At 59.4% G+C, this 18,083-nt stretch carries 17 protein-coding genes; 9 read left to right on the top strand and 8 right to left on the bottom strand.

Going from position 1 to position 18,083, the window contains the following annotated elements; translation table 11 throughout:
• Positions 1-68: 68 nt before the first annotated feature.
• A complete protein-coding gene (locus ACB042_RS16310; protein ID WP_371178729.1) occupies positions 69-407 on the bottom strand; it encodes a hypothetical protein in 339 nt (112 codons plus the stop codon).
• 302 nt (positions 408-709) lie between these two features.
• On the opposite strand from ACB042_RS16310, the gene ACB042_RS16305 reads away from it, so the two are divergent.
• Entirely contained in the window at positions 710-1,699 is a 990-nt protein-coding gene (locus ACB042_RS16305; protein WP_371178728.1) for an MsnO8 family LLM class oxidoreductase, read from the top strand.
• Between the two features lie 172 nt (positions 1,700-1,871).
• On the top strand, positions 1,872-2,372 hold the full coding sequence (locus tag ACB042_RS16300; RefSeq protein WP_371178727.1) for a 2TM domain-containing protein: 501 nt from the start codon (positions 1,872-1,874) through the stop codon (positions 2,370-2,372).
• A gap of 119 nt (positions 2,373-2,491) precedes the next feature.
• Here the strand turns inward: ACB042_RS16300 and ACB042_RS16295 are convergent, their stop codons facing one another.
• From ACB042_RS16295 to lptD, 6 genes are read right to left on the bottom strand one after another with little or no spacing between them, the layout of a single operon-like run.
• Complete coding sequence (locus ACB042_RS16295) at positions 2,492-3,313, bottom strand: symmetrical bis(5'-nucleosyl)-tetraphosphatase (protein ID WP_371178726.1); 822 nt, start codon at positions 3,311-3,313, stop codon at positions 2,492-2,494.
• 6 nt (positions 3,314-3,319) lie between these two features.
• Positions 3,320-3,682 (bottom strand): Co2+/Mg2+ efflux protein ApaG, encoded by a 363-nt coding sequence (gene apaG, locus ACB042_RS16290; protein WP_371178725.1) that lies wholly within the window; start codon positions 3,680-3,682, stop codon positions 3,320-3,322.
• 4 nt (positions 3,683-3,686) lie between these two features.
• Positions 3,687-4,499: a 16S rRNA (adenine(1518)-N(6)/adenine(1519)-N(6))-dimethyltransferase RsmA gene (gene rsmA, locus ACB042_RS16285; protein WP_005339016.1), complete on the bottom strand. Its 813-nt coding sequence runs from the start codon at positions 4,497-4,499 to the stop codon at positions 3,687-3,689.
• Positions 4,489-5,484: a 4-hydroxythreonine-4-phosphate dehydrogenase PdxA gene (gene pdxA, locus ACB042_RS16280; protein WP_040065076.1), complete on the bottom strand. Its 996-nt coding sequence runs from the start codon at positions 5,482-5,484 to the stop codon at positions 4,489-4,491. The genes rsmA and pdxA overlap by 11 nt, the downstream gene beginning before the upstream one ends.
• Positions 5,484-6,782, bottom strand: a complete 1,299-nt coding sequence (gene surA / locus ACB042_RS16275) for a peptidylprolyl isomerase SurA (protein ID WP_335839406.1) — start codon at positions 6,780-6,782, stop codon at positions 5,484-5,486. Before surA ends, pdxA begins: the two co-directional genes overlap by 1 nt.
• Positions 6,783-6,808: 26 nt before the next feature.
• Positions 6,809-9,253, bottom strand: coding sequence for an LPS assembly protein LptD (gene lptD / locus ACB042_RS16270; RefSeq protein WP_371178724.1), 2,445 nt, complete (start codon positions 9,251-9,253; stop codon positions 6,809-6,811).
• 174 nt (positions 9,254-9,427) lie between these two features.
• Here lptD and ACB042_RS16265 point away from each other — a divergent pair, with 174 nt between their 5' ends.
• Genes ACB042_RS16265 through djlA form a run of 3 tightly spaced genes read left to right on the top strand, consistent with a single transcriptional unit; the run spans position 9,428 to position 11,956 of the window.
• A complete protein-coding gene (locus ACB042_RS16265) occupies positions 9,428-10,438 on the top strand; it encodes a phosphotransferase (RefSeq protein ID WP_335812862.1) in 1,011 nt (336 codons plus the stop codon).
• Entirely contained in the window at positions 10,435-11,103 is a 669-nt protein-coding gene (gene murU, locus ACB042_RS16260; RefSeq protein ID WP_042080578.1) for an N-acetylmuramate alpha-1-phosphate uridylyltransferase MurU, read from the top strand. The genes ACB042_RS16265 and murU overlap by 4 nt, the downstream gene beginning before the upstream one ends.
• 19 nt (positions 11,104-11,122) lie before the next feature.
• Positions 11,123-11,956 (top strand): co-chaperone DjlA, encoded by an 834-nt coding sequence (djlA, locus tag ACB042_RS16255; RefSeq protein WP_139461259.1) that lies wholly within the window; start codon positions 11,123-11,125, stop codon positions 11,954-11,956.
• Between the two features lie 81 nt (positions 11,957-12,037).
• On the opposite strand, the gene ACB042_RS16250 is transcribed toward djlA, so the two are convergent.
• A complete protein-coding gene (locus tag ACB042_RS16250) occupies positions 12,038-13,489 on the bottom strand; it encodes an aminoacyl-histidine dipeptidase (protein WP_139461258.1) in 1,452 nt (483 codons plus the stop codon).
• A 947-nt stretch (positions 13,490-14,436) separates the two neighbouring features.
• Here ACB042_RS16250 and gpt point away from each other — a divergent pair.
• The 4 genes from gpt (at position 14,437) to proB (ending at position 18,083) form a co-directional block, all read left to right on the top strand.
• Positions 14,437-14,904: a xanthine phosphoribosyltransferase gene (gene gpt, locus ACB042_RS16245; RefSeq protein WP_005339007.1), complete on the top strand. Its 468-nt coding sequence runs from the start codon at positions 14,437-14,439 to the stop codon at positions 14,902-14,904.
• A 172-nt stretch (positions 14,905-15,076) separates the two neighbouring features.
• On the top strand, positions 15,077-16,345 hold the full coding sequence (gene frsA / locus ACB042_RS16240) for an esterase FrsA (protein WP_064338704.1): 1,269 nt from the start codon (positions 15,077-15,079) through the stop codon (positions 16,343-16,345).
• 62 nt (positions 16,346-16,407) lie between these two features.
• The gene (gene crl / locus ACB042_RS16235; protein ID WP_005339003.1) at positions 16,408-16,800 is read left to right on the top strand and encodes a sigma factor-binding protein Crl; all 393 of its coding nucleotides are present in this window, start codon (positions 16,408-16,410) and stop codon (positions 16,798-16,800) included.
• 179 nt (positions 16,801-16,979) lie between these two features.
• Entirely contained in the window at positions 16,980-18,083 is a 1,104-nt protein-coding gene (proB, locus tag ACB042_RS16230; protein WP_033114873.1) for a glutamate 5-kinase, read from the top strand.

The raw sequence follows: 18,083 nt of genomic DNA, 5'->3' as shown, positions 1-18,083 counted from the left end.
AAAACGGTCAACCTCGGTTGACCGTTTTCTTTTTCGCAGTAACGGGAGAGAGTACCCCTTCGGTTGGCTCAGCCTGTAGTGACGGGACACTGTATGGTCAACGAGTGGACCGTGTTGGCGATGCGATAGGGCTTGGCAGCTTGGTAGATTTTCTTCTCCTTGTCATAGCTTCCCCCCAGATACTGGGTGCTGTAGAGCGTCTGCTGGCGACGATCGGTCTCCTTGTAACCTTGCGGGCAGGTCTGGTTGGCCTGCTGGAAGCAGGCTTTCATGCTGCTGCACTCGATGTAGAAGCCGCGCTGGCTGGTATCGGCAAGGTGCACAGGGGTGACGGTAGGTGCGGGGGGAGACAACAGGGCGCAACCGGAGAGCATCAGTGCGCCCAGCAGAACGAGATGTTTTGACATAGATAACCTGAACAGTGTGGTGTGACAAAGAGTGAGGGGGAGTCTATTGCTCCCCCTTCGCTATAGGGGCACCGTTATAACCAGCCGGGGGCGCTCAGGCCAGCCCGCAAATGTAAGAAAATATGATCCCCCCGGGCTTGCGCGGCCAGCAGGATGAGCGTTCAAACAATACTTGCCTGAGATTTGTTCCGTTCGATTGCTGCCGCTTGGCAGGCAGAGTGTGGCAGGAGATAGTGATTCATTCAGGTATCCCGTGCTACATTGCCCACTTGTTACTGGCCTGTAAATCAATGGAGTGACCCATGTCTGCCATCCCCTATTCCGTGCTCGATCTGGTGCCTGTTGCCGAAGGTTCCGTGCCTGCCGAGTCGTTTCGCCGTTCACGGGATCTTGCCCGCCATGCCGAGGGTTGGGGTTACCAGCGCTACTGGCTTGCCGAGCATCACAACATGCCGGGCATTGCCAGTGCCGCTACCTCGGTGCTGATCGGCCATCTGGCCGAAGCCACCACCACTCTGCGGATCGGGGCGGGTGGCATCATGCTGCCGAACCACTCGCCACTGGTGATTGCCGAGCAGTTTGGCACCTTGGCTTCTCTCTATCCCGACCGCATCGATTTGGGCCTTGGTCGCGCCCCCGGTACCGATCAGCGCACCATGCGGGCGCTACGGCGTATGCGCAGTGGCGAGGTGGATGATTTCCCAGCCGATGTGCGCGAGCTGATGAGCTATTTTGGCGACGAGATTGGCGCGGTGCAGGCGGTGCCCGGCCAGGGGCTGCATCTGCCTATTTGGCTGCTGGGCTCCAGCCTATACAGCGCGCAACTGGCGGCGGCGATGGGTTTGCCGTTCGGTTTTGCCTCCCATTTTGCTCCCGCCATGTTGCTGCAGGCGCTGGAGATCTATCGTAGCCAGTATCGCCCCTCTGCTCGCTGGCCTAAGCCCCATGCGGTGGTCTGCATCAACATGATCGCCGCCGACAGCGAGCGGGAGGCCCGCTTCCAGTTCACTACCGTGCAGCAGCAGTTCTTGCGCCTTCATCGCGGTGATGCGGGCAAGCTGCCCGCGCCGGTCGTCCAGCTTGGCGACGAGTGGGCGCCCCGTGAGCTGATGGCGATGGAGCAGACCCTTGCCCGCTCTCTGGTGGGCAACCCGGAGCAGGTTCGTTATGGCCTCAAGGCGCTGCTGGCGGAAACCCGTGCCGATGAGCTGATGTTCAATGGGCCCATCGTCGCTCATCAGGCCAGACTGCGTTCTTTCGAGATTGCCGCCGAGCTGATGCAGAGCCTGTGATTACACATCCGGGCACATCTGCATGTGTGCCAGAGCTTGACCTTATATCTCTTTATGTTTATTCAACTTATTGATTTTAAAGAGTTGTCAGGTTGATGTCGGCCATCTGTCGTGTCACCTTTCGCGGCGCAAGCCCTATGCTGGCCCTGTCAATTACCACAAGGAGTTCGAGATGATCGTCAGGAAGTTGAGATTGCAACGGGGTTGGTCTCAGGATCAGTTGGCAACGTTGACTGGTTTGAGTGTCCGCACTATCCAGCGGATCGAGCAGGGGCAGCAACCCGGACTGGAATCTCTCAAGGCCCTGGCCGCCGTCTTTGAACTCGATGTGGCTCAACTGGATGGATCAGAGCAACAGGAGCACGAGATGAGAGGAAGTGACACTATGGGTCAGGATGCGGTGCAGGTATCGGCAGAGGAGCGGGCGGCAATGCGCTATGTGGAGGAGCTCAAGGGCTTCTATCACCATGTCGCCAGCTACGTGATGGTGATCTGCGGGCTGTTTGTCATCAACTACCTGAGCAATCCGGAGTACATCTGGGCATGGTGGCCAACCCTGGGTTGGGGGCTGGGACTTGCATCCCATGCTGTTCGGGTGTTTCAGCCCTTCAAGCTGTTTGGCCCCGAGTGGGAGCGGCGCCAGATCGAGAAGCGGCTGGGGCGCAAGTTGTAACTTCATTCGCCGGAAAACAGGGAACCTAAAACAGCAAGCCCGGCAACCAGCCGGGCTTTGTTATTGGAGCGGGTTGTGGCCATCCGTACGGCAGCAATCGCCTGATTGCTGCGCACTTTCTAGCTGGCGTGAACCGGGCAGGGGGTAGTGATCAGGGCATCATCCTCGTAGCGCCACAGGGTCAGGCTGTTGCCCCAGACGCAGCCGGTATCGAGTGCCTTGATATCGCTCTTGCCGGTGTTGCCCATCAGGGCCGCCCAGTGGCCGAACACCAGAATGGGGTCATCCACGTGGTGTTCGCGCTGTTCGAACCAGGGACGCAGCCCCGGGGTCGACTCCTTGGGCCCCTTCTTGCATTTGAAGTCGAGACGACCGTCGAAATAGCAGAAGCGCATCCGGGTGAAGGTGTTGATGATGTAGCGGTAGCGGTCGATCCCGACCAGATCATCTTTCCAGCCATCGGGCTGGTCACCGTACATGTTGTGCAGCAGCCAGCTGTACTGGTCACCGCGCAGCAGGCTCTCTACCTCGCGGGCGCAGTTGCGCGCGGTGCGGACATCCCATGCGGGGGAGATCCCGGCATGCACCATCATGATGGGCAGATCCGGATGTTCGGCCAGTAGCGGGCGGTGGCGCAGCCACTCCAGCAGTTCATCCCGATCAGGGGCATCCATCAGGCTTTGCAGCTTGTCTTTCTTCTTGAGCGGTGCAACGCCATCGGCGACCGCCAGCAGGTGCAGGTCGTGGTTGCCGAGCACGGTAACGGCGCGGTTGCCCAGCCCTTTGACAAAACGCAGGGTATTGAGGGAGTCCGGGCCGCGGGCGACCAGATCGCCGCAGAGCCAGAGCACGTCTTTATCGGGATCGAACGCGGCAAGATCCAGCAGACGGCGCAAGTCGTCGTAACAGCCCTGGATGTCACCGACAAAACAGTTCGCCATGAAACCTCAGTTGATAATATTGGGGATGGCCAGCGTGAAGGGGGCGATGGACGCCTCGAACTGCTGGCCAGAGCCATCTTGCAGGGTATAGCTCCCTTCCATCACCCCGAGCGGGGTCGCCAGCGGCACGCCGCTCTGGTAGCGGTAGGTCTCACCTTCGGCAATGACGGGTTGTTCCCCGACCACGCCCGGGCCTGCCACTTCCAGCATCTTGCCATTGGCATCGGTGATGAGCCAGCGCCGATGCAGCAGTTGCACCGGGCCGGGCCCCAGATTCTCAATCTCGATCAGATAGTGAAACTGGTAAGGGTCTTTGGAGCCCGCCACATACACGGGATATGGGCGGATCTCGATGTGCGGGAGTGCCACAGGATCAGGCCTGTTGCTGATCCGCCAGCCAGTTGGCGATCATGACAAACTGCTCGAGGGAGAGATTCTCCGGGCGCAGGTTGCCATCGATACCAAGCTCGGTCAGCTGGGCGTCAGTGATGAAGTTGGAGAAGCTGTTGCGGATGGTCTTGCGACGCTGGCCAAAGCCTTCGGTACAGACGCGATTCAGACAACGAATGTCTTTTGCGACTATGGTCGGATTCTTGTGCGGGATCAGGCGAACTACGGCAGAATCCACTTTCGGCGCCGGTTTGAAGGCGCCCGGGCCCACTTCCAGCACCGGCACCACCTGGCAGTAGTACTGGGTCATCACGCTCAGACGGCCATAAGCCTTGCTGCCCGGGCCAGCTGCCAGACGCAACACCACTTCCTTTTGCAGCATGAAGTGCATGTCTTCAACCCGGTCGGCAAATTCGCACAGGTGGAAGATGAGCGGGGTGGAGATGTTGTAGGGCAGGTTGCCGAAGATGCGCAGCGGCCCCTTGCCTTCACCCATCAGGGTGCCGAAGTCGAAACGCATGGCGTCCGCTTCGATGACGGTCAGCTTGTCTTTGAGGGTCGGGTGCTCGCGCAGGCGAGCTGCCAGGTCCCGGTCAAGCTCGACCACGGTCATTTTGTCCATCTGGGCGGCAACCGGCTCGGTCAGCGCGGCCAGACCCGGACCGATCTCCACCAGATTCTGACCCGGCTGCGGGTTGATGGCGGCGACAATTTGATCGATCACATACCGGTCGTGCAAGAAGTTCTGACCGAAACGCTTACGGGCCGTGTGGCCCATGTGCACCTTACTGCTCATATCTTTTTTTCTCTACCATCTTGATGGCGTGGTTAATCGCGGTGACAAGGCTACCCGGATCGGCCAGGCCCTTGCCTGCCAGATCCAGCGCGGTGCCGTGATCCACCGAAGTGCGGATGAAGGGAAGCCCCAGGGTGATATTGACCGAACTGCCGAAGCCCTTGTATTTGAGCACAGGCAGCCCCTGGTCGTGGTACATGGCGAGTACCGCATCCGCATCCTTGAGGTATTTCTCCTGGAACAGGGTGTCGGCCGGCAACGGGCCGACCAGATCGATCCCTTCCTGGCGCAGGGTGGCCAGGGCGGGTTCGATCACGTCAATCTCTTCACGTCCAAGATGGCCACCTTCCCCCGCATGGGGGTTGAGGCCGCAGACGTAAATACGGGGTTTGGCGATGCCAAACTTGGTGGCGAGATCCTCATTTAGGATCCGGATCACCTTGCCGAGGCGATCCTCGGTGATGGCCATCGCTACATAGGCCAGCGGAATATGGGTTGTCGCCAGTGCGACCCGCAGCCCCTCGGTGGCCAGCATCATCACCACATCGGCGGTGTTGGATTGCTGGGCAAAGAACTCGGTGTGGCCGCTGAACGAGACCCCGGCCTGGTTGATGATCCCCTTGTGCACCGGCCCGGTCACCACGGCGGCAAATTCGCCGCTCATGTTGCCATCACAGGCGCGCTGCAGGGTTGCCAACACATAGGCGCCATTGCCTTCGTTCAGCTCGCCCGGCACCACGGGGGTGCCGAGGGTGACCGGACAGACGGTCAGGGTGCCCGCCCGCTGCGGATGAGCAGGGGCGGCGGCATCGTAGGGCTCAAGCTCGATGGGCAGCCCAAGCAGGGTTGCCCGCTCGCGCAGCAGCGCCGGATCGGCGATCACCACCAACTGGTGGGGCCAATCCTGCCGGGCAATCTGCAGCACCAGATCCGGGCCGATCCCGGCCGGTTCGCCCGGGGTAACGGCAAGGCGACGGCAGCTCATCAGCTACCGGCTCCTTCGATCTGGATGTAGGCCTCGTCACGCAGCTCATCCAGCCACGCCTGGGACTCTTCCACGAAGCGACGGTTGTAGATCAGCTGGTAGGCGCGCTGCTCCTGAGCCTTGTCGGTCGCATCCTGGCTGCGGCGCTCTTCCACCTGCACGATGTGCCAGCCGTGGCTGGTACGGAACGGGGCACTGATCTGGCCCGGTTGCAGACGGTTGACCATGTCGCGGAACTCGGGGACATAGACGTTGGGATCAGACCAGCCCAGTTCGCCACCCTGCACCGCAGAGCCCGGATCTTCGGAGTACTTCTCCGCCATGCTGGCGAAGCTTGCCTTGCCGCTCTTGATGTCGTGCAGAATGCCATCCAGCATCCCTTTGGCTTTCTCTTCGCTCAGGATGATGGAGGGCTTGATCAGGATATGACGGGCCTTCACCTCGGTCTGCATCACTTGCTGCTGACCCTTGGTGTCGAACACCTTGACGATGTGCAGGCCGGCACCGGAGCGCAGCGGGCCGACGATGTCGCCCTTCTTGGCACCCTGTACCGCTTCCGCCATCAGGGTCGGCATCTCTTGCGGGCTCATCCAGCCCCAGTCGCCCCCTTCCAGCGCCTTGGGACCATTACTCTCGGCAATGGCCAGTTTGCGGAAGTCGGCACCTTGCTTGAGGGCGGCCAGAATGCGCTCGATCTTGCTCTTGGCGGCATCCAGCTGGGCGGCAGTGGGGTTGTCCGGCAGGGCAATCTGGATATGGCCTACGTGGTATTCGTTCTGCTGTTGACCCTGTTTCTTCAGGATCTCCACCACCTGCTTCACCTCCTGCTCGGAGATGTTGATACGGCGGCGCACCTGGTTGCGGCGCACCTCGTTCATCAGGATCTCGCGGCGAACCTCTTCCCGATACTGGGCATAGGTCATCCCTTCACGGGCGAGCTGGGCGCGCAGCTGATCCAGGGTCATCTTGTTGTCGGCAGCGATGCCCTGAATAGCCTGTTCCAGCTGGGTGTCGCTGATCTTCAGCCCCTGGCGCTCCGCCAGTTGCAGCTGCAGGCTTTCCTGGATCAGCCGATCCAGCGCCTGTTTGCGCAGGGTGGCATCGTCAGGCAGGGACTGGCCGCTCTCTTGGGCGGAGAGTTTTACCTTGTTGACCAGTGCGTCCTGTTGGCTGGACAGCACCACGTCCTTGTTGACCACGGCCAGCACCTTGTCCATCAGCTCGGGCGCAGCCAGTGCGGCCTGACTCATGGCACCGAACATTCCCGCGGTCAGCAGGGCAATCAGGGTCTTTTTCATATCCATCTCTCAAGGCTGGGCCAGCATCATTGCTGGCCTTTCAGATTAAACGGGCGAACATAGGGCAGCAGCTCGGTATCCAGGGTGACGCTGCGGCCACCTGTACCCACGCTGCCAAGTCCCTTCATTTCAAACTGCAGACCAATGACTTTTTCCGAAGTGGGCTTCAGGGTGACGTTGTCCGGCTGATTGTGCCACTCCAGGCTCATGTTGATGCTCCAGCAGCAGGAGTCGTATTTGACACCGATCTTGCGGTCAATGTTCACATCCTGCTTGATGTCACGGTAGTAACCGCCATACATCTGCCACTGATCGGCGATCGGCGCCATCATCACCAGACCCGCCTGGCTCAGATCTTCTGCCAGCGCCGTGTTGGTCGGATAGCGATAGTCCAGGTTGCCATCCTTGATGTAGCGGTAGTTGACCTGAGTGGTCAGCTTGCTGGTCCGGTACTCGACTGCACCGTTGCCAGCCGTAAATTCACCCTCGGAGGTATCGTACTGGGTCCCCGCGTGGGCAAACCATTCATCGGTGATCCGGGCATCCCCTTCGAACGAGAGCAGGGAGCGGGCGTTGGTACTTTCCGGATTTGAAGGGTAGAGGCGCACCTTGGGTGGCGTCATCTCAAAGGCCTGGGCCACCGCCAGACGCAACCGTTCATCACCCACATTGTCATAGACCCGGCTGGTCAGGCCAACGGTGACCCGATTGACATCGCTGATGCGGTCGAGACCGGCAAAGCGGCGATCACTGAACAGGCTGTAGTAATCCTGACGGGTGGTGGTGGTGTCATAGATCCCGATCTCGTCCTGATTTTTGTAAGGGATATAGAGGTACTGGAACTCGGGCTCCAGGGTCTGGGTGCCCTTGCCATCATACCAGTCGAGCGGCCGATCGAAGTTGACGCCCCCCTTGAGGCGGAAGGAGGGCAGAGTACGGGTAATGGTGCCCTCTTTCAGGGTCAGCTGTTTGCTGTCTGCATCGGTGAAGCGGCTGCGGTCCTGGCTAACCAGATTATCGGGTACCTCCTGGTTGTAGGAGGTAAACATCAGCTTGTACTGACTGGTCAGGTAGTAACCCGGTGCATCCACTAGGGGCACGGTCAGGGTTGGCGCCAGATGCAGGCGGGTGGCGGTATAGCGCTCACCTGCTTGCAGAGTGGCGGCACTGCCACTGTCATAGCCAAACTTGGTCAGTTCACTGTTCCAGGCCAGATCGAACCACTTGCCTTGCTGATAGTAGTTGTAGTCGATACGCGGCAGCATCTCGTGGGGCAGCAACGCATATGGGCTCAGGATCTGGTAGCGGCGCACCTCGGAGGTGAGGTTCCAGTTGTGCTGGTAGTAGCCGGCGGTAAAGGATTGCTGCAACTGACTGTCGACCTGAGTGCCCACTTGCGGGCTGAAGTCGTTGAAGTAGTTGTAGTCCTTGTCGCGCACCTGGGTGTAGTCGATACCAAAACGCAGGCTGCCATCCATCAGGGCGGAACCGTGGCGGACGTTCATCAGGTAGCGATGGCCATCGGACAGGCCAGCCAGACTCGGATTGCTCGGGCTGTACTGCTTGTCATCCGCCAGATTTTCAAAATAGAGGGTGCCGGAGTGGGCAGGGTCCGGCATGTAGCGGAACTCCACCTGCTCCATCAGGCCGCGTTTGTCCATAAAACGGGAGGTGATGGTGGCATCATAGTTGGGGGCAATGTTCCAGTAGAAGGGCTGGGTGATATCCATGCCGTTGCTGGAGCTTTGCTTGTAACCCGGGTAGAGCAGACCAGTCTTCCGCTCATCCTTGATGGGGAAGTTGATATAGGGGAAGTAGAACACCGGGTAGTCATAGAGCCAGAGGCTGGCGTTCCAGGCTTCGCCGAACACCTCTTTCTGGTCGATGTCGATGCTGCCCGCCTTGAGGGTCCACACTTCCTGACCGGGGGGGCAGGTTGTGTACTGGGCCCCCTCCATGGTGATGTTCTGGTTGTTGTTGGTCATCACCACGCGCTTGGCAAAGCCGCGCACCGGTGAGCCATGCACCTGATACTTGCCCTCTTCCAGTTCGGAGTTCTTGGTATCCAGGTTGGATTTGAGGGTCTTGTCGCTGGTGACGGTCACCTGACCGTCGTTGTAATAGATGTTGCCGATGGCGATGACATCCCGGCTCTTCTGGTCGAGCTGGGCATAGTCGGAGTCAAACTTGCGAACACCCTGACGAACCTTGACGTCGCCTTCATAGACGGCGGTGCCGCCCTGTTTGGCCTCGAGACGGTCGGCATCAACCTCGACCGGCTGTGCGTTGGCATCCTGATCCGATGCAGGCTTCTCTATCTTGGGAACATAGTCATAGCAGAGACTATCGAGAATGCCGGTGGCTGGCGGCGCTTCGAACGGGGCCGCCTGCACCATCATAGGGGTGAGTGCGGGGGCCAGGCTGATAGTCAGGGCGATGGGATAGCGGTACCCCAGTGTCCATTTTGTCATGTGAAAGACTCGTGCAATCCGTGATAGATACGGTTGATCCAAGGCATGCATTTTACGACAGGTTTCATCGAGTTGACATTGCATGTCATTGCTTTATGTTAGCCGGCAATGATAAAGCATTATTGCGGCCAGGGCTAACAGCCAAGTGCTGCTTTCCACCTTGGTCCTCTACTTATGCACGATCGCGATTCCCTGCTATTGCAGTGGGCACGCCGTATTTCCGGTGATGCCACTCTCACGCTTACCCTCATTTCCGGTGATGCCAGCTTCCGCCGCTACTACCGTGGCGCCGGGTTGGTATGGGTGGATGCCAATCCGAAAACCGAAAAAAATCATGAGTTTGTTCGTAATGCAGCAGCCTTGCATGCGCGTCAGCTGTTGGCGCCAGAGGTGAAGGCGGTGGACTACGAACAGGGGCTGCTGGCGGTCAGTGATCTGGGCGATATCCAGCTGATCAGCTGCCTGAACGAACACAACGTGCTGGCCTGGTATGGCAAGGCGATTGATTTGCTGCCCCGCCTGGGGGCGGTTGAACTGGCGCTTGAGCCCTTCGATGCGGCATTTATGGCGCGGGAGAACAGCATTTTCCCCGAATGGCTGCTGGGTCATCATCTGAAACTGACCCTGAGCCATGGAGAGCAGCAACTGCTGGACGAGACCTTTGCCTGCCTCACCGCCTGCAATCTGGCCCAGCCGCAAGGTGTGATGCATAGAGATTTCCACAGTCGCAACCTGATGGTATGTGGCGGTGATACCCCCGAGAGCAGCCGGCTGGCCATCATCGATTTTCAGGATATGGTCATCGGGCCGCTCACTTATGATCTGGTCTCCTTGCTGAAAGATTGCTACGTGCGCTGGCCGGACGAGGTGATCGATGAAGGGATGCGCCACGGCTTTGCCACCCTGCAACAGGCGGGTCTGCTTGGCGAGCTCGATTATGCCAGTTTCCGTCGTGATGCCGATCTGACCGGCATGCAGCGCCACCTCAAAGCGGCCGGAATCTTCACCCGGCTCTATCATCGCGATGGCAAGTCCGGCTATCTCAAGGATATTCCCCGTACCCTTGGCTACGTGGTGGATGTCTGTCGCACTCACGGTAGCGTCTATCCGGTATTGGCCCGTTTTGGTCAGTGGCTGGAGCAGGTGGTGTTGCCGGGGATCGCCAATGCAGGGGTAAAACCATGAAGGCGATGATCCTGGCCGCTGGCCGTGGCGAGCGGATGCGCCCGCTGACCGACCTGCTGCCCAAGCCGCTGCTGGCGGTGGGGGGCAAGCCGCTCATCGTTCATCACATCGAAAAACTCAAAGCCGCTGGCGTGACCGAGCTGGTGATCAACCATGCCTGGCTCGGCCACAAGCTGGTTGAGAGCCTTGGTGATGGCAGTGCGCTTGGCGTGACCATCCACTGGTCAGCCGAGGAGAGCGCGCTGGAGACCGCAGGCGGCATCGTGCAGGCGCTGCCACTACTGGGGGCAGACCCTTTTCTGGTCATCAACGGCGATACCTGGCTCGATCTCGATTATCACACTCTGGTCAGCCAGCCCCTGGGCGAGGATCTGGCCCACCTTTGGCTGGTGCCTAATCCGCCCCAGCACCCGAGCGGGGACTTTGCCCTGCAAGAAGGGCGAGTCGTGGATACGCCAGCGTTTACCTTCAGCGGGGTCGGACTATATGATCCGGCGGCCTTTGCCGGTCTCGCGGGCGGCGCCCGCAAACTGGCGCCCCTGCTCCGTGACTGGATGGCGCAAGGGCGGGTGGGCGGCAGCCTGCTCGCTGGCGAGTGGCGCGATATCGGCACGGTCGACCGTCTGCGCGAGCTGGATGACCAGCTCCAGGCCCGCACTCATTAACTTCAAGAGGTCTTGAACCATGCGTATTTGGGGTAAGGTGCTGGGCGCCTTCTTCGGTTTTCTGCTCGGCAATATCATCGGCGCCCTGATTGGCCTCTGGATTGGCCACCGTTTCGACCGTGGCATGGGGCTGCAGGGGGCGTTTCGTCGCGGTCCGAGTCAGGAGCAGCAAGCCGTCTTCTTCCACGCCACCTTCTCGGTGATGGGTCACATCGCCAAGTCCAGCGGTCAGGTGACCGAGCAGGAGATCCGGGTTGCCTCCAACCTGATGGATCGGATGCGATTGGTGGGGGAGCAGCGTGCCCGGGCGCAGGAGTCGTTTCGTCTCGGTAAAGAGGCCGACTTCCCGCTGCGCGAGACCCTGGCCGAGTTCCGCCGTGCCAGTCTGGGGCAGCGCGACATTCTGCGCTTCTTCCTCGAGGTGCAGTTGCAGGCGGCCTTTGCAGATGGTCGGGTAGAGGATGGCGAGCGCGCCATTTTGCACACCATTGCCGACGAGCTGGGCTTCAGCCGCATCGAGTTGGCCCGTATTCTGGCGATGGCCGAAGCGCAGATGAACTTCTTCAATCAGGCCCATGGCCAGTATCAGGGGGGCCATTCCGGTGGCCAGCAGTATCGGCAGGCGGCACCCTCTGCGGATCGCCTCAAGAATGCCTACCAGTTGCTGGGGGTGAGCGAGAGCGACAGCGATCAGGATATCAAGCGCGCCTACCGCAAGGAGATGAGCAAGCATCACCCGGACAAGCTGGCCGCCAAAGGGTTGCCGCCGGAGATGATGGAGATGGCCAAGGAGAAGACCCAGGAGATCCAGCAAGCCTGGGAGTGGATCCGCGAGGCCCGCGGCATCCGTTAAGCGCCAAAATCTGGCTGTAACAGACAATACAAAGCCCCGCAGCAGTGCGGGGCTTTGTTTTGTTGTTTTATCCGGGCTGGTTTACTTGGCCGGAATGGCTTCCAGCACGTGCACCAGCAGTTGCCAGAAACGCTCGACCGCCGGGATATGTACCTTCTCGTCAGGGGAGTGGGCCCCGCGGATGGTCGGGCCGAAGGAGACCATGTCCCACTCCGGATAGGCGCTCTTGAACAGACCGCACTCGAGGCCGGCGTGGATCACCATGACGTTGGGCATGGTGCCGAACAGGGTCTGGTAGCTGTTGCGAACCAGCGCCATGACAGGGGAGTCCACGTTCGGCGCCCAACCCGGGTAGGCACCGGTGAATTCGCAGCTGGCGCCTGCCAGGGTGAACAGGGAGCGGGTCATCTGCTCGATGCTCTCGCGGCCGGAGTCAATCAGGGAGCGGATCAGGCACTGGACGTACACTTCGCCATCCTGAGTCTTGATGACCCCCAGGTTGGTAGAGGTTTCGGTCACGCCGGGCATGGCATCGCTCATGCGCATCACGCCGTTCGGGCAGGCCATCAGGGCATCCAGCAGGCGCTGCTGCAGGGAGACGCTCATCAACTTGGCCGGTTTGGCGGCGTTGTTGACCAGCACGGTCAGGTTCGGCTCGGTGGCGGCCAGTTCGGTCTGGTAGATCCCGGTGTAGCGGTCAACCAGCGCCTTGAACTCGTTTACGCTGACAGCAGGCACCAGCAGGGTGGCACGGGCTTCGCGCGGGATGGCGTTGCGCAGAGTGCCGCCGTGGAGCTCGGCCAGACGCACACCCAGAGGCTCGGCTGCTTTGAGCAGACGCACCAGCAGCTTGTTGGCGTTGCCACGACCGCGATGGATATCGCAACCTGAGTGACCGCCACGCAGCCCTTTCACGGCCAGCTCGAACGCTTCGCCTTCGCTGGCGTCAACCAGCTCGAGCGGGAAGCGGATATTGGCATCCACACCGCCAGCGCAGCCCATGTAGACCTCGCCATCCTCTTCGGAGTCGGTGTTGAGCAGAATTTCGCCCTCCAGCCAGCCCGCTTCCAGACCGAATGCGCCGGTCATGCCGGTCTCTTCGTCTGTGGTCAGCAGCACTTCCAGCGGGCCGTGCTTGATGGTCTTGTCAGCCAGCACAGCCAGGCAACCGGCCATGCCGATGCCGTTGTCGGCACCCAGAGTGGTGCCACGGGCAGTGACCCACTCGCCATCGACATAGGCATCGATGGGATCGTTGGCGAAGTCGTGTTTGGTGTCGGCGTTGGCCTGCGGCACCATGTCGATGTGGGCCTGCAGTACCACGGCTTTGCGGTTTTCCATCCCCGGGGTGGCCGGTTTCTTGATGATGATGTTGCCGACCTTGTCCTGCTTGACCGCCAGACCTTCCCCTTGAGCCCATTGGATGATCCAGGCGCTCAGTTTGGCTTCATGTTTGGAAGGGTGGGGGATGGAGCAGATCTGTTCGAAGAAATGCCAAATCAGTTTGGGAGAGAGAGAGCTAAGCTGTGCCACGTCGGGACTCCTTACCAGCACGGAATTAACAGGGCCCCATCAGCGGGCCGGGGAAGAGGATAACGATAATACAGTCAATCACACAAAAATGTGAGCAATCAGCGCAAATCGCAGGCAGCTTGTGCTGGCTGATGGCAACCAGGCAGTACGATCGTCAGGTTCGGACGACGCTGACCGATAGAAAAGAAAATGTGTGACCGATCTCACAAAAATATTGAATTTAACGCACCGACTGGTAAATTAGCTCCCGTGGTTCGCCACCCGTCAGGATGACGATGAAAGCCTCCAGGGAACCGAAGCAAAGCAAGTGCGCCTCCATGGAACCGAGTGTTCGTTCAAGGATTTGAGCCCGCATTAAAGGTACGTAACTTGTTAAGCAATCAGGAGTTTCAATATGCCAGGCAGCAACTCAACCTATTGGTTTGCCCCCTCTTTGTATACCCAGGGTTTCAGCTACCCTAATCCCTTCGTCACTCGTCGCTAAGACGAGCTGCCCCACCAGGCAGAGGCGAGAAAGCAGCAGGTGCGTGAGGTAAATCCTCCCCCTGCTATTTTTTTATCTGCGATTTGCCGCATAGCCCATTTGGACTCGGCAGCAGGGACGGCAGGTTAGTCGTTTGGCGCTCGATATGTGCCGAATGGAGAGGGTGATGCCGATTTTTCCTGTTTTTGGCATACGTTTGCCAGGCATTTTCTCTGCAAACGGTGCTATCATATCGGCCCAACAGCCTGTCCGCGGTTTGGACACATCATCTAACCGATCGCCGGATAAGCCCATCTTGCTTCCATTGTTATCAGATTTGCTGCCGAGGCTTAGCCCTGAGGCAGCCGAAGTGCAATCTGAATTCAGTCGGGCAAGGGCCGCCATTTACTGGCATCCGCAGGGATAATTGCGGATGTTTTTATTTTAAGTGATTGTTTTTAAATAACTATTCGAGATCGATAACATGCCGAAAAAGTTCTATGTGTCGTGGGACAACCTGCAACGTGAAGCTCGCCGTCTGGCCCGTCGTCAGCTGCCTGTCAGCCAGTGGAAAGGTATCATCGCGGTCAGCCGTGGTGGCTTGGTGCCCGCAGCCCTGATGGCCCGTGAACTTGGCATTCGTAATGTGGAAACCCTCTGCATCTCCAGCTATGACCATGACAGCCAGCGCGAGTTGGTGGTCGTGAAGGCTGCCACCACCGCCGGTGACGGCGAAGGCTGGCTGGTGGTGGAAGATCTGGTGGACACCGGCACTACCGCCAAAGCGATCCGCGAGCTCTACCCGAAAGCCAAGTTCATCGCGATCTTCGCCAAGCCGATGGGCGAAGCGCTGCTGGATGATTTCGAAGTGGCGATCCCGCAGGATACCTGGATCGAACAGCCATGGGATATGGCACTGGAGTTCGCCACACCGATCTGCGACGAAAAGTAACGGGATCGGGATGTGACGCTCGCGGCGTCCATTGGTCGCAACCGGCAATAATGGTTTCACAGGGCTCCAATTCGGAGCCCTGTTTTTTTGTGTATCAATCTGTTGCAGGGTGGCTGATGGGCAGTAAAAGTGGTTAAGATGAGCTATTGCCTGATATGAATGGGATACTATCTTGGACTTGAACGAAGACCTAAACCTGACCGAACAGCTCTTTACCCGCGTCAAGAAGGTATTGGAAACATCCGAGATCTCCAACTCCAGTGCGGCTGATCTGGCGCAAGCCGAGTCAGACGAGATGTTTATCGATGGCTCCATGTCAAAGAGCTGGTATCGCCTGCTGCGTCGCCCCTCCTGGACTTGGCAGGGGGCAGACCCCATCGAAGTGGAGCAGACCCTGGCCCGTATCGCCATGGCGACCGGCGAGCGCACCCATGACTGCTATCTCGATACCATCAAGGGCTATGTGCCCGGCAACTGGATCTACGAATGGAGCCAGGTGGCTGGCAACTATTTCAAGCAGGGCCGCGAACTGCGCGAGAAGGGGGATACTTCTGGCGCCCTGAAGCAGCTGCTCAAGGCGGTGCGCTACTACTCCATCGCCAGCTATCCCCATCTCAAGGATGACGAGCTGGCGGATCAGGCCCAGCTGCTTGGCAACATGGCCTATCGCGAGGCGGGTCGCCTGTTCAAGGTGCCGCTCAAAGAGATCCAGGTGCCTTTTCGCGGCAAGCATATTCAGGGTTATCTCCACCTGCCGACGACCGAAAAACCGGTGCCGCTGGTGATCATCAGCGGCGGGATCGACTCCCTGCAGCTCGATTTCCTCAACTTCTATCTCAAACGGCTCGAGCCCAACGGTATCGGCATGCTCTCCCTCGATATGCCCGGGGTTGGCTATGCCGAGCATTGGCCGCTGGTGCAGGATACGAGCCGTCTCCATCAGGCGGTGCTCCATTACCTCTCCGAAGTGGCCTGGGTCGATCATCAGCGTATCGCCATGGTGGGGATGCGTCTGGCGGGCAATATCGCAGCCAGACTGGCCTTTATCGAACCCTTCAAGCTGCGCACAGTGGTCTGTGTCGGCGCCGGTGTCAATCAGGTGTTTACCAATCAGGAGCTGTTTGCCAAGTGTCCGCGCATGATGCGGGACAGTCTGGCCAACCGGTTGGGGGCTGATGCGGCGCAGTGGGACGGCATGCGTACCAAGTGCCAGGTTTTTTCACTTAAAACACAAGGATTACTGGGGACTCGCACCTCAGTGCCGATATTGAGTATTGGACACAAGCGAGATTTTATTTGTCCCGAGCAGGATGTACGGGCATTGGCGGCGGCCAGTCGTAACGGCAAGGCCATCGTATTCGACAAACAGCCTTTGCTGGAGGTGTATGACAAGGCACTGGACGAAATCGTCGAGTGGCTGAAACAGCATTTGTGTACCTGACATTGCGCTAAAGAACTGACGCCATCCCGAGGTGGCGCGGCTTGTTTAACAGGGAGGTTAACATGTCTGAAAGAGTGACCTACAAGCGACTGCTGAGGCAGTTTGCTGCCATTGGCCCCTATTTGCGCGAAGATCTCTGCGAAGAGGGGCGTTATCGTTTCGACTGCCTGTCGGTCTGTGTCAGCGCCAAGCCGGCGCCGGACAAACGGGAGTTCTGGGGCTGGTGGCTGGTGCTGGAGCAGGACGATCACCATTTTCGTTACCACTATCAGCTCGGTTTCTACAATGCTGATGGCGAGTGGCTGGACAAGCCGATCCCCAAGAAGCACCAGGTAGAAGTGGAGCGGACCCTCAACCGTTTCTACAAGCTCATCAGCGACAAACTGACGGCTCTGGAGTGTCAGTTAGCGCCAGCGGATCAGGTCACCAATGAGTTGACCGTGACCGCTGCTTGATCCCTGATGCCCGGCGAGCAACATCCCGCTGTTTGCCGGGCCATCAGTCAGCCATCTTCCCTTCCGCCCGCAATCATCCGGGCATTTGCTTCATCTCCTCACCCCGGCGTTAATTGCCTTGCAGGGCTCCATGGCCGTGGGTATAAAGATATTCCTTACTTTTTAGCCTTTATGCTCCCATGGAAAACAGAACCATAGTCGTCAAGTTGGGCACCAGCGTGCTCACAGGGGGGTCTTCCCAGCTCAATCGTGCCCATATGGTCGAGCTGGTCAGACAGTGTGCGGCCTTGCACCGTCACGGCCACAGGGTCGTGGTGGTCACCTCGGGGGCTATCGCCGCCGGGCGTGAACATCTGGGTCACCCGCCACTGGCGCCAACCCTGCCCAACAAGCAGATGCTGGCGGCGGTTGGTCAGACCCAGCTGATTCGGGTATGGCAGGATCTGTTCAACCTCTACGGTCTGCATATCGGCCAGATGCTGCTGACCCGCGCCGATCTGGAAGATCGGGAGCGCTACCTCAACGCCCGCGACACCATGCGCACCCTGCTCGATCACCGCATCATTCCGGTCATCAACGAAAACGATGCGGTGGCGACCGCCGAGATTAAGGTCGGCGACAACGACAACCTCTCCGCACGGGCCGCCATTCTGGCGGATGCGGATCTGCTGATCCTGCTGACCGACCAGAAGGGGCTGTTTACCGCCGATCCGCGCACCAATCCCGACGCCCAGCTTATTGAAGAGGTGCAGACCATCGACGATACCTTGCGCTCGCTGGCGGGTGACAGTGTCAGCGGCCTCGGCACCGGCGGCATGGCTACCAAGCTGCAGGCCGCCGATGTGGCACGCCGCGCCGGCGTCAACGTGGTGATCGCGACCGGCCAGATGCCGGAGGTGATCGGCCGTCTCGCCAAGGGCGAGCGTATCGGTACCCTCTTCCCGGCGCTGGCCTCCCCGCTGGAAGGGCGCAAGAGCTGGATCCTGGCAGGCCCGCCCCCTCACGGAGAAGTCCATGTGGATCAGGGGGCTGTCGCCGCCATGAAGGAGAAAGGCTCCAGCCTGCTGCCCAAGGGGATCGTCGCGGTCAAGGGCGACTTTATTCGGGGCGATGTGGTGCGCATTCTTGATCCCAAGGGCGCCGAGCTGGCCCGCGGCATCTGCCGTTACGACCATCTGGAGCTGGATAAGCTGCGCGGCGTCCACTCGGACCAGATTGAGCAGGTATTGGGCTATGGCTACGGCTCTGTGGCTATCCATCGAGACGACATGGTGCTGCTCTAA

It is taken from the genome of Aeromonas sp. S13(2024), assembly GCF_041402405.1.
GTDB lineage: Bacteria > Pseudomonadota > Gammaproteobacteria > Enterobacterales > Aeromonadaceae > Aeromonas > Aeromonas veronii.
The sequence above is the reverse complement of the archived record's forward strand: the minus strand, read 5'-3'. Positions and strand labels throughout refer to the sequence as shown.

What these genes read in the sequence shown, in the direction of transcription:
- pdxA (WP_040065076.1), bottom strand. Translation starts at nt 5,484, where the DNA reads ATGAGCTGCCGTCGCCTTGCCGTTACCCCGGGCGAACCGGCCGGGATC.
- crl (WP_005339003.1), top strand. Translation starts at nt 16,408, where the DNA reads ATGTCTGAAAGAGTGACCTACAAGCGACTGCTGAGGCAGTTTGCTGCC.
- murU (WP_042080578.1), top strand. Translation starts at nt 10,435, where the DNA reads ATGAAGGCGATGATCCTGGCCGCTGGCCGTGGCGAGCGGATGCGCCCG.
- ACB042_RS16265 (WP_335812862.1), top strand. Translation starts at nt 9,428, where the DNA reads ATGCACGATCGCGATTCCCTGCTATTGCAGTGGGCACGCCGTATTTCC.
- ACB042_RS16310 (WP_371178729.1), bottom strand. Translation starts at nt 407, where the DNA reads ATGTCAAAACATCTCGTTCTGCTGGGCGCACTGATGCTCTCCGGTTGC.
- rsmA (WP_005339016.1), bottom strand. Translation starts at nt 4,499, where the DNA reads ATGAGCAGTAAGGTGCACATGGGCCACACGGCCCGTAAGCGTTTCGGT.
- surA (WP_335839406.1), bottom strand. Translation starts at nt 6,782, where the DNA reads ATGAAAAAGACCCTGATTGCCCTGCTGACCGCGGGAATGTTCGGTGCC.
- gpt (WP_005339007.1), top strand. Translation starts at nt 14,437, where the DNA reads ATGCCGAAAAAGTTCTATGTGTCGTGGGACAACCTGCAACGTGAAGCT.
- ACB042_RS16300 (WP_371178727.1), top strand. Translation starts at nt 1,872, where the DNA reads ATGATCGTCAGGAAGTTGAGATTGCAACGGGGTTGGTCTCAGGATCAG.
- ACB042_RS16305 (WP_371178728.1), top strand. Translation starts at nt 710, where the DNA reads ATGTCTGCCATCCCCTATTCCGTGCTCGATCTGGTGCCTGTTGCCGAA.
- lptD (WP_371178724.1), bottom strand. Translation starts at nt 9,253, where the DNA reads ATGACAAAATGGACACTGGGGTACCGCTATCCCATCGCCCTGACTATC.
- proB (WP_033114873.1), top strand. Translation starts at nt 16,980, where the DNA reads ATGGAAAACAGAACCATAGTCGTCAAGTTGGGCACCAGCGTGCTCACA.
- ACB042_RS16295 (WP_371178726.1), bottom strand. Translation starts at nt 3,313, where the DNA reads ATGGCGAACTGTTTTGTCGGTGACATCCAGGGCTGTTACGACGACTTG.
- djlA (WP_139461259.1), top strand. Translation starts at nt 11,123, where the DNA reads ATGCGTATTTGGGGTAAGGTGCTGGGCGCCTTCTTCGGTTTTCTGCTC.